Origin of the sequence: Streptomyces sp. TLI_146, from assembly GCF_002846415.1 — a bacterium.
In the GTDB taxonomy this organism is placed as follows: Bacteria; Actinomycetota; Actinomycetes; order Streptomycetales; family Streptomycetaceae; genus Streptomyces.
Map to the genome: position 1 here is coordinate 6,861,129 of NZ_PJMX01000001.1, position 15,236 is coordinate 6,876,364.

Sequence of the window (15,236 nt, forward strand, 5' to 3'; positions counted from 1 at the left end):
TTCGTTACGGAGTGTCGGTGGGGTTGGCCCGGCTGGCGGCGGGCGGCAGTGGGAACGACGGGGTGACCGGTACGGGAGAGGCGAAAGTGGCGCCCGGGGTGGGCGGGGGCGGCCCGCTGGGCGACGCGGTCGTTCCGGCGACGCTGTCCCGCGACAGCGCGTCGAAGTCGACGAGGCCGGTCGCCTCCAGCATCCGGATGTGGTCCAGGACCGTCGTGTTGGCGTCGTCGGCGAGCGCGCGCACCAGCGAGTTGCGGGTGTTGGCCCGGACCTGCGCGACCAGCGAGAACACCTTCCCGTGCGCCGAACGCAGGATGTTGGCGAAGTCCTTCTCGTACGTGGTGCCGCTCTCCGAGGTCAAGGTCCGCAGCCATCCCTGCTGTTGGGCGTTGGGCTGGTCCGGCAGCTCCATCCCGAGCTGGGCCGCGACCTCGCGCACGCGCGCGTCGAGGAAGGCGTGCCCGTCGATGAGGTGGTGCCCGGCGGCCGTGACGGCCGCGCTGGGCGCCCGCTCGACGGCCTGCTGCCCGGCGGGCAGCTCCCACAGCCCGGCGAGTCTGACCCGTACGACGAAGTCCCGGTCGGAGGCCGACAGCGGCCCCCAGCGGGTGGGCACGGACCCGGCGTTGAGATTGGCGAGCCCGGTGCCCGAGCGGTCGGCGTAGGACCAGACGGGGAAGAGCAGGGCGGCGATGGTCGCGGTCAGGGCGACGACGACCAGGCCGGTACCGGAAAGAATTATCCGACGCATGAAAGCCTCCAAGTGCGGTGCGCACGGTAATGCGGAGGCGGGTGATCCGGGGAGTCTTTTGGAGAAAACAGTGACGGGACGGTGTGGGAGGCATCACGAGTTGGGCGAGGCGGCCATGGGCGGTGTCGGCGGCTGGTATGTTGCCCGCCCTCGTTCAGGCTGCCCTTGTTCAGGCCGCCCTCGTTAAGACCGTCCTCGTTTAGGCCGCCCTGACGAGCCCCTTCAGGAAGCGGGCGGCGCGCCCCTGCGGCCGGGTGCCGGCGCGCTCCTTCCACCACCGCCCCAACTGCCGTGCGACGTCGCCGTCGAGGTCCTGCTTGAGCAGCGACTCCACGAAGTCGAGGGCGTCGCGCCGGTAGCCGTCGCGCAGGGGGCGGCTCCTGGCGTACGCGAGGTACGCCGACCGGTACGCGTCCCCGAGGATCCGGGGCAGCTCCGGCGCCACCTTCGCGACGACGTCGGCCCGTTTGGCGGCGAGGGCGCGGGCCTGGACGCGGAGGCGGGCGGGGTCGAAGCCGTGGGGGATGGGGGTGCCGGCGACGAGGGCGGAGAGGAGGGAGGTCTGGGCCAGGGCGAGCGTGAGCCGGGTGTCGGGGGCGGGTGGGTTCTCCCCACCCCGCCCCTTCCCGAAAGCCCTGGGCGGCCGGCCGGGTGGGTGCTTGATGCTCGCTGCCGGGGGCTTCGCCCCCGGACCCCCTCGTTCGTCTGCGAGCCGTGGGGGGCTGGTCGCGCAGTTCCCCGCGCCCCTTAGGGGGTTGGGAGTGTCCGGTGCCGATTCGTCGCCCTTTGAGGGGGTGGGGGTGTCCAGGGCTGGCCTGGCGGGTTCGGGGGAGTGGGGCACCTTCAGCCCCTCCGGCGTTTGAGGAGCGGGGTCCGGGGCGGAGCCCCGGAAGCGGGGTGCAGGGGCCGCAGGCCCCGCGAGGGGGTCCGGGGGCGTAGCCCCCGGCAGAACCCCCACCCCCCGCCCCCGGAGGGTTTCGGGAAGGGGCGGGGTGGGGGAAATCCCCGCCAGCACGGCCCGGATCGCCCCCAGCTCCCCCGCCAACTCCGCCTCCGGCGGAAACGCGTCGTCCCGCTCCAGCAGCACCCCCCGAGGCGAAACCCGCGACACCAGCTCCGCCAGGACACCCAGCACCTCCGCCCCCACCGGATGCGCATGCGTGTCGTGCCACACCCCGTCCTTCTCCACGCCCCCGGCGACATGGACGTACGCGATCGCCTCCACCGGCAGCTCGGCGAGGGCCTTCGCCGGGTCCTCCCCCCGGTTCACCCGGTTCGTGTGGAGGTTCGCCACGTCGATGAGGAGCCGCACCCCCGTACGTTCCACCAGCTCCGCGAGGAACTGGCCCTCCGTCATGTCCTCGTCCGGCCAGTTCACCAGCGCCGCTATGTTCTCCAGGGCGAGCGGCACCGGCAGACAGTCCTGCGCGATACGGACGTTCTCGCAGAGCACCTCCAGCGCGTCCCAGGTGCGCGGCACCGGCAGCAGGTGCCCGGCCTCCAGGCGCGGCGACGCGGTGAGGGCGCCCCCGGCCCGTACGAACGCGATGTGCTCGGTGACCAGCGGAGCCGACAGCGCCTCCGCCCGCGCGGCCAGCTCGGCCAGGCGCCCCGGGTCGGGCCGGTCGGCACCGCCGAGGCCCAGCGAGACGCCGTGCGGCACGACCGTGACCCCGCGCCGCCGCAGCCGTACCAGCGACTCGGGAAGGTGGCCGGGGCAGAGGTTCTCGGCCACGGCCTCCACCCAGTCGACGCCCGGCAGCCGCTCCACGGCGTCGGCGATCTCGGGCCGCCAGCCGATACCGATGCCCAGCTCCATGGTGCGCCCCCCGGCGGTTCGATGTCGTGGCGTCGCCCACGACGTGCGGTGCAGTGGTCATGGCCCCGCCACGCCCGCGCCAACCCGCCGGGCCCCACCTTCAGAGGTTCATTTGAGGTTGGCGCGGTGCGGTCGGGGCGGCCGGGTCGGGCGGGGCCGGGGCTACTTCTGCGTCACCAGCGCGTCGTAGTCGACCATCCCCGTCGCCTCCAGCATGTTGATGTGGTCGAGCACCGTCTGGTTGGCGTCCTGCGCCAGGTCCCGGACGAGGGAGTTGCGGGTGTTGGCGCGGACCTCCGCCACCAGGTTGAAGACCTTGCCGTGGGCGCGCCGCAGCAGGTTCGCGAACTTGACCTCGTAGTCGCGCCCCTGGGCCGCCGTCAGCTCCTTGAGCCACCCCTGCTGCTGCTCGTTGGGCTGGTTGGGCAGCTCGACGCCCAGCTGCGCGGCGACGTCCCGGACGTGCTTGTCGAGCGCGGTGTGGCCGGTCACGAGGTGGTCCCCCGCCATCTTGACCGCCATGCTGGGCGCCCGTTCCTGCGCCTGCTGTCCGGCGGGCAGCTCCCACAGCCCGGCCAGCCGCACCTTGGTCACGAACTCGCGGTCGGTGGGCGAGAGCGGGCCCCAGCGGGTCGACACGGATGCCGCGTCCAGGTTCGACTGGTCCGTGCCGAGCCGGTCGGCGTACGACCAGACGGGGAAGGCCAGCGCCCCGATGGTGGCGGCGAGCGCCACGATGATCAGTGCGGTCCCGTTGAACCGGCCGAGTATCCCGACTCCTTCGGTCCGGTCCGTCCGTCGGATGCGTCCCACAACATGCCTCCCAGGCAGGCAACTTGGCAGTACCGGGAGGTACGGACGGGACGCGTGTTGCGTTCAGACCCTTCAGAGCCAGCCTTCGGACCCTTCAGAGCCTTCGGACGATCAGGGATCAGCGATCAGTGATCAGCGATCGTCATCCGTCATCCGTCATCCGTCGTCCGTCATCTGTCATCCGCTATCCGCGGCCCCGCAGCCCCGGGTGGTCCGCCACCACCGTGCAGGACCCCGGCGCGATCTCCGTGAACCCCGCGTCCCGTACCACCGGCAGCCCGCCGGCCGTCAGCGCCGCCCACTCCCCGCGCGGCGCCACCCGTACCGACAGCGCGAAGTCCGCCTCCCGCCACGCCGTGCGCTGCGCCTGCGTCAGCTCCCACCACGCGAGCTGCGCCCCGTGCCCGGCCTGGGCCATCGCCTTGCCCGCCGACATGTCGAGCTCCGGGTTGAGCCACAGCACCGGCGCGAGCGGGTCGGGGGCGCCCGGCTCGGCCGGGTCGTCCAGATCCGTGCCGGAGACCTGGAGCTTGGCCAGCTCCTTGGGCCAGCCGTCGAGCGGGACCGGCGGGAAGACCCGCACCTCGGCCGACTTCCCGGTGACCGTGATGCCCGGCAGCGCCGAGGCCTTGCGCCACTCCGCGCCCCGCGCCCGCCGCACCACCTTGCGGATCCTGGCGTCCTGCCAGTCCCGCATCGCCGCCGCCCACTCCCCGTCGCCGAGCGACCGCTCGTCGCTGAGCATGACCAGCACGGCCCGGGCCGCCGTCTCCAGCGCGTCGGTGCGGGCCGGCGGCTCCGTCTTCTCGATGCGGACGACCATCGGGAGGACGTACTGAGGGGCCTCGTCGCGAGGGTTCGGCTCCTGGTGGAACGGGCTCGGGGCGGGGGTCACGGGGGTCTCGTCACTGCTCACCCGACCAGTCTGCCAGCCGCCGATTCCCGGAATCTTGGCGGAACGAATCGTTCCGGGACAGGATGCCGCCATGAAGAGCGATCTTTTCTCATCGGCGCACATGGCGCAGCCGGCCACCGAGGCCGGAATGACCCTGCAGAACGCCAAGTCCATCAAGTACGCGGTCAACGGCGAGATGCTCGCGCGTCAGGGAGCGATGATCGCCTACCGCGGAAACCTGCAGTTCGAGCGCCGCGGCCAGGGCATAGGCGGCATGCTCAAGCGCGCCGTCACCGGTGAGGGCCTGCCGCTGATGGCGGTCAAGGGGCAGGGCGAGGCGTGGTTCGCGAACGAGGCGCAGAACTGCTTCATCGTCGACATCGAGCAGGGCGACGTCCTCACGGTCAACGGCCGCAACGTCCTCTGCTTCGACGCGTCCCTCTCGTACGAGATCAAGACCGTCAAGGGCTCCGGCATCGCCGGTGGCGGCCTCTTCAACAGCGTCTTCACCGGCTGGGGCCGTCTCGGCCTGGTCTGCGAGGGCGACCCGCTGGTCATCCCGGTCACCGCGCAGCAGCCGGTGTACGTCGACACCGACGCGGTGGTCGGCTGGACCGCGAACCTGAGCACCTCGCTGCACCGCTCGCAGTCCATCGGCTCGATGATCCGCGGCGGCTCCGGCGAAGCCGTGCAGCTGATGCTCCAGGGCGAGGGCTATGTCATCGTCCGCCCGAGCGAGGCGACCCCGAAGAAGACCGAGCAGCACTGAGCCCTGCGGCGACACCGAGCCCCGCGCGCACCCTGGGCTCGGTGGGCCGCAGCGGTCGCCCGCCCCGGTACGCCGTCAACGGCCTGATACGCCGTCAACGGCCCGGTCCGCGGGGAGTGGACTGGTGACGTGACCGGCGCCCGCCTGCGCCGGCTGACCAAGGCCCCGGGGCCTACCTCTTGGCGGCCGAGCCGATCAGGTCGGACACCTTCACGAAGCGGTAGCCGCGCTTGCGCAGCTCCGGCACGATCCGCTGGATCGCCCGGTCGGTGACCGGCGCCGCGCTGCGGGTGCAGTGCATGACCACCAGCGAGCCCGGCTTCACACCGGCGAGGACCTGCTCGGCGACCGCGTCCGCGTTGTGCGCGAACGCGTCACCGCTCACCACGTCCCACTGCACCGCGGTCATCTTCAGCGGCGCCAGCGTCCGCAGCGCCTCGTCGTCGTAGCAGCCGCCGGGGAAGCGGAAGTACGGCACCGCGTTGCGCACGCCCGCCTTCTTGAAGGAGGCGGTCGCCTTCTCGACGTCGGCGCGCATCTCGTCCCCGGGGACGACCGGCAGCCCGTAGCAGGGGGACTTGAAGGCGTAGTGGCTGTACGAGTGGTTGGCGACCTCGAAGTTCGGGTCGGTCCCGATGGCGCGCGCCTCGGCCGGGTACTCGTCGGCCCAGCGGCCCGTCATGAAAACGGTGGCGGGCACCTTGAGCCGCCGCAGATCGGCGATGAGCGCGGGGTTGTCGAAGCGCTCGCCGCTCGCCGCGCGCGGCCCCTGGTCGGCGGTCATGTCGGCGTCGAAGGTGAGCGCGACGACCTTCTCCGCGCCCATGGGCGCGCGGCTGAAGACGGGGGTGAGACCGCCGGGGCCGGGCGCGAGGGTGGGCGCCTGGGCGGGGGCGCGCGGGGTGGGGGAGGCAAGGGGCGCCGAGGGCGCGGTGGACGGCTTGCTCGCGCCCGGCGCCGCCTTCGCGCCACGGTCGGCGGGGGCGGGATCGGAGCTGCAGCCCGCGAGCGCGGCACCGAGAACGGCAATCGCCAGCAGCTTTCGTACAGAAATGGTCACTTGCGGAAGCTATCCGATCATCTGCTGAGCGGAGGTGTACGCCGCCGTCGGGCCACATACGTTTCCGGCCAATGAGTGAACCGGAAGGAACCGGTCCGAGAACCCGGCGCCAGGGAGCGCATGCGCAGGCGCCGAGTCGCCCCGGCGGGGTGCCCGGGTCCGGCCGTGTGCCGCGCGCGCCCCGGGGCCGGTTCGCCGCCGGGAAGGTGAATATGCCGGAGCGGGCGCACGATCCGGCGTGTTCGGGCACGGTGTTCGCCGCAGCGAAGCGAGGGAGCGGGATCCGGCCGACGGATCCGGTCGCGGGGGACGCGGTCATTCCCCTTGTCCCGCACCGGAGTTGGTAAGAGCCGCCGCCCGCCCGGGAACCCATACAGAGCAATCGGTTTCTTTGCCGAGCGCTTACGGAGTCCAATTCCGGCCTCTGCGGCAGAGCCCTTGTCGCTCCGCCGGACCCGTGGTTAGGCTCCCGCTCGCTTCAATTTCTGCACACTTTCTTCGCAACCTGACCAACTGTGGGGTGGCTGTGCGTGAAACAGGGTCTTTGGCGTGCGCGGTGCTGTTACCGCAGCTGCCGGAGTTAGCTCTGTCGCCCGTGGGGCGCTGATGGGTTCCGCCACCGAGGCGCCCGGCAAGGCCGCCGTCCGTCGGCCGCTGTCCCGGGACGTCCGGCTCTTCTGGTGCGCCAGCGCCACCGACGCGCTCGGCAGCCAGGCCTCCGGCGTCGTGCTGCCGCTGCTGCTCCTGGGCCTCGGCCACTCGGCCGCGACCGTCGGGCTCGTCGCGGGCGTCTCCACCGCCGCCGGGCTGCTCCTCGCCCCGATCGCCGCCGTGCCCGCCGACCGGGGCGCGCGCAAACCGGTGATGCTCTGGTCCGCGCTGGTCTCGGCGTGCGCCATGGGCGGGGTGGCCGTCGCCGCCGCCACGGGCCGCCCGCCGATCGCCCTGCTCCTGGGCGCGGTCCTGGTGGAACGATTCTCCACCGCCGTCTACGAGGCGGCCTCGGCCGGCACCGTCGCCCTGATCGCCCCGCCCGCCGACAGCCCCCGGGTGGTGGCCGGGCTCTCGGCCGCCGACCAGGGCGCGCTGGTCGTCGGCCCGGCCCTGGGCGGCGCCCTCTACCAGGCCTCCCGCGCCCTGCCCTTCGTCGCGGACGCGGTGTCGTACACGGTCGCGGCGGTCTGCGTGGGCGCGCTGAAGTCGGACCTGCGGCCGGGGGAAGGGGAGGCGGCATCCGAGGGAGCGGCGGGGCCGGAAGAAGCCGTGCTCGCAGAGTCGGCCCAGGAGCCGCGGCGCGGCGCGCCCGACGTCCGGAGCCAGGCCGGCCCCCGCCCAAGCCCCCCGCGCCGCCCCGCCCTCCGCGCCGAACTGGGCGCCGGGCTCGCCCTCGTCCGCACCTCGCCCTTCCTCCGGCTCGTCCTGATCTGGACGACCACGGTCAACGGCGTGATCGTCGCGCTGTACTACGGCGCCGTCTTCACCCTCCAGAAGGGCGGCCACGGCGGCGCCCCGATGGGTCTGGTCCTCGCGCTCTCCGGCGCCGCCGGGCTCGTCGGGTCGCTGGCCGCGCCGCACCTCGCGGGCCGGATCGGCGCGGCCCGGCTCCTGGTCACCGTCTCGTGGCTGCTGGTGCCGCTCGCCGCCGCGCTCGCCACGGTGCGGGGGCCCTGGGCGTACGGCGGTCTGTTCGGGGTGTTCTGCCTGCTGATGCCGCTGGTCACCGTGGTGCTCCAGTCCCGGGCGATCCAGGAGACCCCGCCTGCCCTCCAGGCCCGTACCGGCGCGGTCCTCGCCTCCGCCGTCGGCGGCTCGGCAGCCCTCGCGCCCGTCGTCGCGGGAGTGTGCGCGTCCCGCGCGGGCACCGCCGCACCCGCCGTGGCGAGCGCGGCGGTGCTGACACTGCTCGCCTGCTGGACGACGTACGTACGGGTCCCGGCGCGGGGGGTCGCCGTATGACCGGCCGCTACCAGGTCTACCGGGCCGCCCTGCCCGAGGTGTGCGCCGCCGACCCGGCACGGATGGCGTTCACCGCCGACGCCGAGGGCCGCTGCGAGGTCTTCACCTGGGACGCGCGGACCGGCCGGACCCGGCAGGTCACCGACCGCCCGCACGGCACCTTCCACCACGCGATCGACCGCGACGGCCAGGTGTGGTGGTTCGACGAGGACGAACACGGCTCCGGGCACTGGCGGTTCCAGCCCTTCGAGGGCGGGGACGACCGACCCGGCCTGACCGGCCCGGCCCCGGGCGAGCCGCGCGGTCTCGCCGTCGGCGACAACGCGACGGTCGCGATGGGCCTCGGCGACGCCCGGACCACCGCCGTCCACATCGGCCCGCGCGGCGGCCCGGCCCGCGAGGTGACGCGCGTCGACGGCCACGTCACCCTCTCCGGCATCACCCCGGACGGCCGCCTCCTCGCCGTCAGCGGCGCGGCGGGCTCGGCGCGGGCCGTGACCGTCCTCGCCGACGACGGCACCACGCGCGCGGTGCTGCCCGGCGACGGCGAGCACGGCAGGCTCTGGTCCCTGGGCTTCGCCCCCACCGGCGACCGCGCCGAACTGCTCCTCGTCCGCGAGGCCGACGACCGCTATCTGCTGGCGAGCTGGCGCCCGGAAGCGGAGTACGGCGTTCCCAATACAGGTCCGGATACCGCGTCCACAGGTCCGGGTACCGCGCCCGGCCTCACCACCCACACCTGGTGCGCCTTCGACACCGAGATCACCGCCCGCTGGCACCCCGACGGCCGCTCCGTCCTCGTACGCCAGGACCGCCACGGCCGCAGCACCCTGCACCGCGTCGACCTGGACGCACGCACGGTCGAGCCGGTGCCGGTGCCGCGCGGCACCCTGCTGGACGCCGCGCCCCGCGCCGGGACCGACGTCCACTACCTCTGGACGGACACCGCGCACCCGCCCCGGATGGGCTCCACCGCCGGGACGCCGCTGCCGCCCACGCACGGCATCCCCGCCCCGGTGCCCGGCGAGCACCGGGACCTGTGGACGCCCGGCCCCGACGGCCCGGTGCACAGCCTGCTCAGCCTGCCCGAGGGCCGTGGGGGCGCCGTCCCCGCGGTGTTCCTGGTGCACGGCGGGCCCGCCGACCACGACCGGGACGCCTACGACGGCGTGGTCCACTCGCTGGTCGCCTCCGGCTTCGCCGTCGTCCGCGTCAACTACCGCGGCTCCACCGGCTACGGGCCGCGCTGGCGCCGGGCGTTCGGCCAGGGCGTCGGGCTCACCCAGGTCGACGACCTGGCCGCGGTCCGCGCCGACCTCGTCGCGCGCGGTGTCGTCCGGGCCGACGCGGCCGGGCTGTGGGGCACCTCCTGGGGCGGCTACCTCGTCCTGCTCGCCCTCGGCGTGCGCCCGGGTCTGTGGCAGGCGGGCGTCGCCGTGAAGCCGGTGGCCGACTGCGCCGCCGCCTACCGCACGAGCACCCCGGCCCTGCGCGCCCTGGACGAGCGGCTGTTCGGCGGCACCCCCGACGAGGTGCCCGAGCGGTACGAGCGCAGCTCGCCCCTGCGGTACGCGGCCGCCGTGCGCGCCCCGCTCCTGGTGGCCGCCGCGACCCGGGACGCCAAGTGCCCGCCCGGCCAGGTGCGCGACTACCTCACCGCCCTGCGCCACGCGCGCGTACCGCACGAGTCGATGTGGCTGGAGACCGGCCACGACGGCTACCAGGCGGACGACCACGTGGCGGTCCTGCGCCGCGCCGTCGTCTTCCTCGACCGCGAGCTGCGCGGCCCCCGCCGCGCGGCCGCCCCCAGGACTCCCCGCTCGGACCGGAGCGGGGATTCCGGACGGGTCCGCACCACGGCCCCCGCCGGAACAGGCACCACCCGACACGATGAGAGGAGTTCCCATGCAGAAGGACATCATCCAGAACGACCCGCTCGCGGGTGACGAGGAGAACCGCAAGCCCAGCGTCGGCGTGACCATCAAGGTTCCGTTCCGTAACGCCGAGGACGGCGAAGAGGACTGATCCTCGCCGGTCGGCCCGGCGGTCTCCTCGACCGCCGGGCCGGCCGGTGCCTCGCCTTCCCCTTCCTGCACGCCCTTACCGCTCTTACTCCCTTACGTCGCCGTACCCGCGAGGAGCCCACATGCGTGTTCTGCTGGTCAACATGCCCTGGTCGCCGATCGACCTGCCGTCGCTGGCCCTGGGAATCCTCAAGCGCAGCGTCGACGAACGCGTACCGGGCGCCGGTGCGGAAGTGCTGCACGCCAATCTCGAATTCACCGACTGGATCACCGAGCGCACCGAATTCACCGCCGACGACTATGAGTACTACGCGCTCTCCTCCTATTTCATGGGCTGCGGCGACTGGGTGTTCTCCTCCGCCCTCTACGACGACCCGGCCTGGCGCGACGAGGAGTTCGCGGATGCGATGAAGGGCAAGCTGCGCAAGTCCCGGCTGCGTATGTCACAGGAACTGCACCGCGCCGTACCGGAGTTCGTGGAGATGATCGCCGAGCGGATCGTGGCGTACGGGCCCGACGTCGTCGGCTTCACCTCCACCTTCCAGCAGAACACCGCGGCCCTCGCCGCCGCCCGGCACGTCAAGCGGCTCGCCCCGCACATCGTGACCGTGATGGGCGGCGCCAACTGCGACGGCGAGCAGGGCGAGGCCGTCCACCGCAACTTCGCGTTCGTCGACCACGTCATCCGCGGCGAGGGCGAGACGGCCTTCCCGCAGCTGCTCACCGCCATCGGCGAGGGCGGCGACCCGGCCGCGCTCGCCGCTGTGCCGGGCCTGTGCCACCGCGCCGCCGACGGCACGCCGGTGGTCAACCCGATGGCCACCAGCCCGATCCCGCCCGTCGCGATCCTGCCCCCCGACTACAGCGGCTACTTCGAGCGGCTCGGCACCTCCGTGGCCCGCAACTGGGTCGAGCCGAAGCTGGTCGTCGAGGGCGCCCGGGGCTGCTGGTGGGGCGAGAAGCACCACTGCACCTTCTGCGGGCTCAACGGCTCCTTCATGCAGTACCGCTCCAAGACCCCCGAGACGTTCTACTCGGAGATCATGGAGCTCGCCCGCCGCCACCGGGTCCTCGACATGTACCTCGTCGACAACATCCTCGACATGGGCTACCTCACCACGGTGCTGCCGCGCATCATCGAGAGCGGCTACGACCTGCGCATGCACATCGAGATCAAGGCCAATATGCGCCGCAGCCAGCTCCGTACGCTCGCCGAGGCCGGACTGATCTACGTCCAGCCGGGCATCGAGAGCCTCAACAACCGGGTGCTCGACCTGATGGACAAGGGCGTCAGCGGCTGCCAGAACGTCCGGATGCTCCGCGACGGCGCCGAGACCGGGCTCTCGGTGGCCTGGAACTACCTCCACGGCTTCCCGGGCGAGACCGCCGAGGACTACGACCCGGTGATCGCCCAGATACCGGCCCTGGAACACCTCAACCCGCCGGTCGACCTCTCGGCGCGCATCGCCATCGAGCGGTTCAGCCCCTACTTCAACCGCCCCGAGCTCGGCTTCGACGGCCTGCGCCCCGAGGAGCACTACCGCTTCACCTACGACCTGCCCGAGTCGGAGCTCTACGACCTCGCGTACGTCTTCGAGGCCCCGCAGCGCGGCATCGGCGAGCCCACCGTCACCGCGCTCAACGACGCCATCGACGCCTGGAAGAAGCACCACGCGGACGCCCGGCTCACCCACACCGACCTCGGTGACCGCATCGTCCTGGTCAGCCGACGCCGCACGTTCGCATGGCGCGCGATGGAGCTGACCGACCCGTACGAGCTGGTCGCCTTCCGCCTCCTGGACCAGCCGCACACGGCCGCCGCCCTCACCCGCAAGGCCGCCGCCCGCGCCAAGGACGCCGCCGCCCGCGACGAGAGCGAGGTGCAGCGGCTGCTCGACTCCTGGCTCGCGCTCGGCATCGTCTTCACCGACGGCGGCCAGTACGTCCACATCGCGCCCTCGGCCGTCAACGAGGACCTGCTGCGCCTGGACTTCATGCGCCACGCCCACGCCGCACTCGACGCGGCCGAGCAGCCCGCCCGCCCCGAACCCGCCCACGTATGACGGCCACGACCGCCGACCGCGAAGACCGTACGAGCCGGAGGACCAGCCCGATGAGCACCGCCCTCACCACGCGCACCGCGGCCCTCACCGTCGCCGCCTGGCGCGACTACGACCCCGACGCCTGCGCCCTGCCCGGGATGCACCTCGGCGACCTCGAACTGACCGGCCCCACGACGGAGGAGGCCGACCGGCTGTGGGAGACGGGCGTGCGCCGCGTCCGCCTCGCGGAACCGGTCGACCTCGCCGACGTGCGCGCCCCGGGCGCCGCACACCGGGCCGTACGCGCCCTCAGCCTCGTGCGGGACCTCACCGCCCGCGCGGTGCTCGTCGAGTGGCGGCTGCGGCTCGACCCGGCGGCGGACGCCGACGCCTGGCAGGTGCTGAGCCACCTCCAGCCGCCGCAGCGCCTGGAGGGGCCCGCCGACGCGGCCGAGGCGCTGCGCCGGTGGCGCGACGGCCACTACCTGTGCAAGTGCCTGTGGCGCCAGGGGCCCGGCTTCGTCCAGATCCGCGACCGCCGCTGGGGCGACCTGCGCCGCTTCACCGCGGACGAGCCCGAGTACCACGAGGTCATCGAGGCCCTGGTGCACGGCGCCCCGGCGGACTCGGTCCCGCCCGCGGTCCTGGCCGACTTCCTCTCCGAGAAGCTGGTCCTGGAGGTGGGCGACCTGGCGTGGTGGCTGCCGTACCGGGTCAACCGCTGGATCCAGGAGGCCATGGCGATCTGACGAAACGTCAGATCTGCTGGTCCAGCAGCCGCGCCCGGCACTCCGCCACGTCGAAGTCGCCCTTCGGATACCGCGGGTCGAGCTCCCGCAGCTGCTCCAGGAGGATCCGGCTGACCGCCCAGTTCCGGTACCACTTGCGGTCGGAGGGCACCAGGTACCAGGGGGCCGCGTCCGTCGAGCACCGCTCCAGGGCGATCTCGTACGCCTCCTGGTACGCGGGCCACAGCGCCCGCTCGTCGAGGTCGCCGGGGTTGAACTTCCAGTGCTTGTCCGGGTTGTCGAGCCGCTCCAGGAGCCGTCGGCGCTGCTGCTCGGGGCTGATGTGCAGGAAGACCTTGACCACGCTCACGCCGTCCTCCGCGAGCGACTGCTCGAACCGGTTGATCTGCCCGTAGCGGCGGCCCAGCCGGCGGCGCGGGACCAGCTCGCGGACCCGGGCGATCAGCACGTCCTCGTAGTGCGAGCGGTCGAAGATGCCGATCTCGCCGGGCTGCGGCAGCGCCCGCATGACCCGCCACAGGAAGGGGTGGTTCAGCTCCTCCCGGGTGGGCGCCTTGAACGCCTTGATCCGGCAGCCGGACGGGTTGAACAGGCCGATGACGTGCTTGACCGTGCCGCCCTTGCCGCTGGTGTCCATGCCCTGGAGCACCAGCAGCACCCGCCGCCGGTCGCCCGCCGTGCTCGCCGCGTACAGCCGCTCCTGGAGCTCGGCGAGCCCCTCGCCCATCCGGGCGGTCGCCGCCAGCCCCTCCGCCTTGTCCTTCGGGCCGCCCGGGGTGGCGTCGGCCGGGAAGGAGGCGAGGTCGACGGGCTTGCCCTGGGGGATGCGCAGCAGCCGGCGCAGATCCCGCCGCTCGGGCTTCTTCCCGCCCTTGCCGCCTTTGCTGCCCTTCTCGGCCACTGCGCACCCCTTGGAGCCTGTCCACGGTCGGTTCCCTCGATCGTGCGACGGAACGCGGCGCGGCGCGAGCGCTACCGCACGAAGGGCCCCGTCACCGCGAAGGTCGTCCCGGGCGTGTAGCAGTTGACGTACATCGTCCGCCCGTCCGGGGCGAAGGTGACCCCCGCGAACTCGCCCCATTCGGGGGCGCCGGGCTTGCCAATGTCCTGGCGGCCGCGCGCCATCGCGTACACCTCGCCGCGCCGGGTCAGCCCGAAGACGTGCTGGGCGCCGTTGCCGTCCTCGCACACCATCAGGCCCCCGTCCGGCGCGAGCGTGATGTTGTCCGGGGACTCGCCGGGCAGCTGGATGTCGGTCGCCGGGCCGAAGACGACCACCAGGGTGAGGCGGCAGCGCCCCGGCTCGTACCGCCACACCTGGCCGAAGTGGTCGGCGCCCGAGCCTTCGGCCACGCGCGCGTAGCTGGAGACGAAGTAGACGCAGTCGCCGCTCCAGTAGCAGCCCTCCAGCTTCTGCGCGTGAGTGATGCCGCCCCGGCCGAAGTCCTGGAGCCGGACCGGCGTCCGCCGGGCCGACGGGTCGGGCACCGGTACCCACTCGATCCCGGTGAAGCACGTGCCCGGCTCCTGCACCACCGACAGGTCGGGCACGTCCGGGACGCGCATCGCCTCCAGGGCGCCGCCCGCGCGCAGCGAGCCCGTACCGCCGAGCGGCCGGTTCGGCAGGAAGCGGTAGAAGAGCCCGAAGGGCTTGTCGAAGGCGTCCTCGGTCTCGTACACGACGCCGTGGCGCGGGTCGATCGCGATCGCCTCGTGCTGGAAGCGGCCCATCGCGGTGAGCGGTACGGCCCCGGTGCGGCGCGGGTCGGCGCCGTCGACCTCGAAGACGTAGCCGTGGTCCTTGGTGTACCCGTTGGTCCCGGCCCGGTCCTCGGTCTCCTCGCAGCTCAGCCAGGTGTTCCAAGGGGTGCGGCCGCCCGCGCAGTTGACGGCGGTGCCGCTGAGGGCGACCCGCTCGGACAGCACCCGGTTGTCCGCGTCGAGCTCCAGGGCCGTACATCCGCCCTTGCCCATCGGGTCGTACACCAGCCCCTCGGCGTGCGGCACCGGGATCGCGGCGGTGACCCGGTTCTCGTGGTTGCGCACCAGCCGGACGCCGCCGTGGCGCCCCGCGAACGCGGCCATGCCGTCGTGGTTGCTGGGCACCCGGCCTCCGCCGGAGCGCAGCGGGTCGCCCTCGCGCGAGAGCACCCGGTAGCGGAATCCTTTCGGCAGGTCGAGCAGCCCGGCCGGGTCGGGCACCAGCGGCCCGTAGCCGCGCCGGCCGGCGGCGGCCGCGGCCGGGCCCCCGCTGAAGAGTTCGGAGACCGCGCCCGTGAAAGCGATCGCGGCGGCCGAGGCGCCGGTGCGGGCGAGGATCTGGCGTCGTGTTGCTCGCGCTTCGGACATGAGGCAACT

General features: G+C 73.2%; 11 protein-coding genes and 1 pseudogene. 5 read left to right on the plus strand and 7 right to left on the minus strand.

The window, feature by feature from the left end; genetic code table 11:
• Nucleotides 1–4 precede the first annotated feature (4 nt).
• The 4 genes and pseudogenes from BX283_RS30570 to BX283_RS30585 form a co-directional block, all read right to left on the minus strand.
• Entirely contained in the window at nucleotides 5–751 is a 747-nt protein-coding gene (locus BX283_RS30570; protein WP_101390680.1) for a DUF4142 domain-containing protein, read from the minus strand.
• A gap of 199 nt (nucleotides 752–950) precedes the next feature.
• The gene (locus tag BX283_RS30575; RefSeq protein ID WP_101390681.1) at nucleotides 951–2,570 is read right to left on the minus strand and encodes a DUF692 domain-containing protein; all 1,620 of its coding nucleotides are present in this window, start codon (nucleotides 2,568–2,570) and stop codon (nucleotides 951–953) included.
• A 103-nt stretch (nucleotides 2,571–2,673) separates the two neighbouring features.
• Nucleotides 2,674–3,341, minus strand: a pseudogene (locus BX283_RS30580) (DUF4142 domain-containing protein); the annotation flags it as partial.
• A gap of 226 nt (nucleotides 3,342–3,567) precedes the next feature.
• Nucleotides 3,568–4,299 (minus strand): peptidyl-tRNA hydrolase, encoded by a 732-nt coding sequence (locus BX283_RS30585; RefSeq protein WP_257583940.1) that lies wholly within the window; start codon nucleotides 4,297–4,299, stop codon nucleotides 3,568–3,570.
• Between the two features lie 70 nt (nucleotides 4,300–4,369).
• Here BX283_RS30585 and BX283_RS30590 point away from each other — a divergent pair, with 70 nt between their 5' ends.
• Nucleotides 4,370–5,047, plus strand: a complete 678-nt coding sequence (locus BX283_RS30590) for an AIM24 family protein (protein ID WP_101390683.1) — start codon at nucleotides 4,370–4,372, stop codon at nucleotides 5,045–5,047.
• Between the two features lie 172 nt (nucleotides 5,048–5,219).
• Here BX283_RS30590 and BX283_RS30595 read toward each other — a convergent pair whose 3' ends face one another.
• The gene (locus BX283_RS30595; RefSeq protein ID WP_101390684.1) at nucleotides 5,220–6,107 is read right to left on the minus strand and encodes a polysaccharide deacetylase family protein; all 888 of its coding nucleotides are present in this window, start codon (nucleotides 6,105–6,107) and stop codon (nucleotides 5,220–5,222) included.
• 606 nt (nucleotides 6,108–6,713) lie between these two features.
• Here BX283_RS30595 and BX283_RS30600 point away from each other — a divergent pair.
• The 4 genes from BX283_RS30600 to BX283_RS30615 all read left to right on the plus strand — a co-directional run bounded on the left by BX283_RS30600 (nucleotide 6,714) and on the right by BX283_RS30615 (nucleotide 12,878).
• Complete coding sequence (locus BX283_RS30600; protein WP_101390685.1) at nucleotides 6,714–8,063, plus strand: MFS transporter; 1,350 nt, start codon at nucleotides 6,714–6,716, stop codon at nucleotides 8,061–8,063.
• A complete protein-coding gene (locus BX283_RS30605) occupies nucleotides 8,060–10,009 on the plus strand; it encodes a prolyl oligopeptidase family serine peptidase (RefSeq protein ID WP_101390686.1) in 1,950 nt (649 codons plus the stop codon). The genes BX283_RS30600 and BX283_RS30605 overlap by 4 nt, the downstream gene beginning before the upstream one ends.
• A gap of 200 nt (nucleotides 10,010–10,209) precedes the next feature.
• Entirely contained in the window at nucleotides 10,210–12,150 is a 1,941-nt protein-coding gene (locus BX283_RS30610) for a RiPP maturation radical SAM C-methyltransferase (RefSeq protein WP_101390687.1), read from the plus strand.
• A gap of 50 nt (nucleotides 12,151–12,200) precedes the next feature.
• Nucleotides 12,201–12,878, plus strand: coding sequence for a DUF5825 family protein (locus tag BX283_RS30615; RefSeq protein ID WP_101390688.1), 678 nt, complete (start codon nucleotides 12,201–12,203; stop codon nucleotides 12,876–12,878).
• 7 nt (nucleotides 12,879–12,885) lie between these two features.
• On the opposite strand, the gene BX283_RS30620 is transcribed toward BX283_RS30615, so the two are convergent.
• Both BX283_RS30620 and BX283_RS30625 read right to left on the minus strand, forming a co-directional pair.
• The gene (locus BX283_RS30620; RefSeq protein WP_101390689.1) at nucleotides 12,886–13,779 is read right to left on the minus strand and encodes a PPK2 family polyphosphate kinase; all 894 of its coding nucleotides are present in this window, start codon (nucleotides 13,777–13,779) and stop codon (nucleotides 12,886–12,888) included.
• Nucleotides 13,780–13,850: 71 nt separating this feature from the next.
• Nucleotides 13,851–15,227 carry an alkaline phosphatase PhoX gene (locus BX283_RS30625; protein ID WP_101390690.1) on the minus strand — a complete coding sequence of 459 codons (1,377 nt, stop codon included), beginning with the start codon at nucleotides 15,225–15,227 and terminating at the stop codon, nucleotides 13,851–13,853.
• Nucleotides 15,228–15,236: the final 9 nt, after the last annotated feature.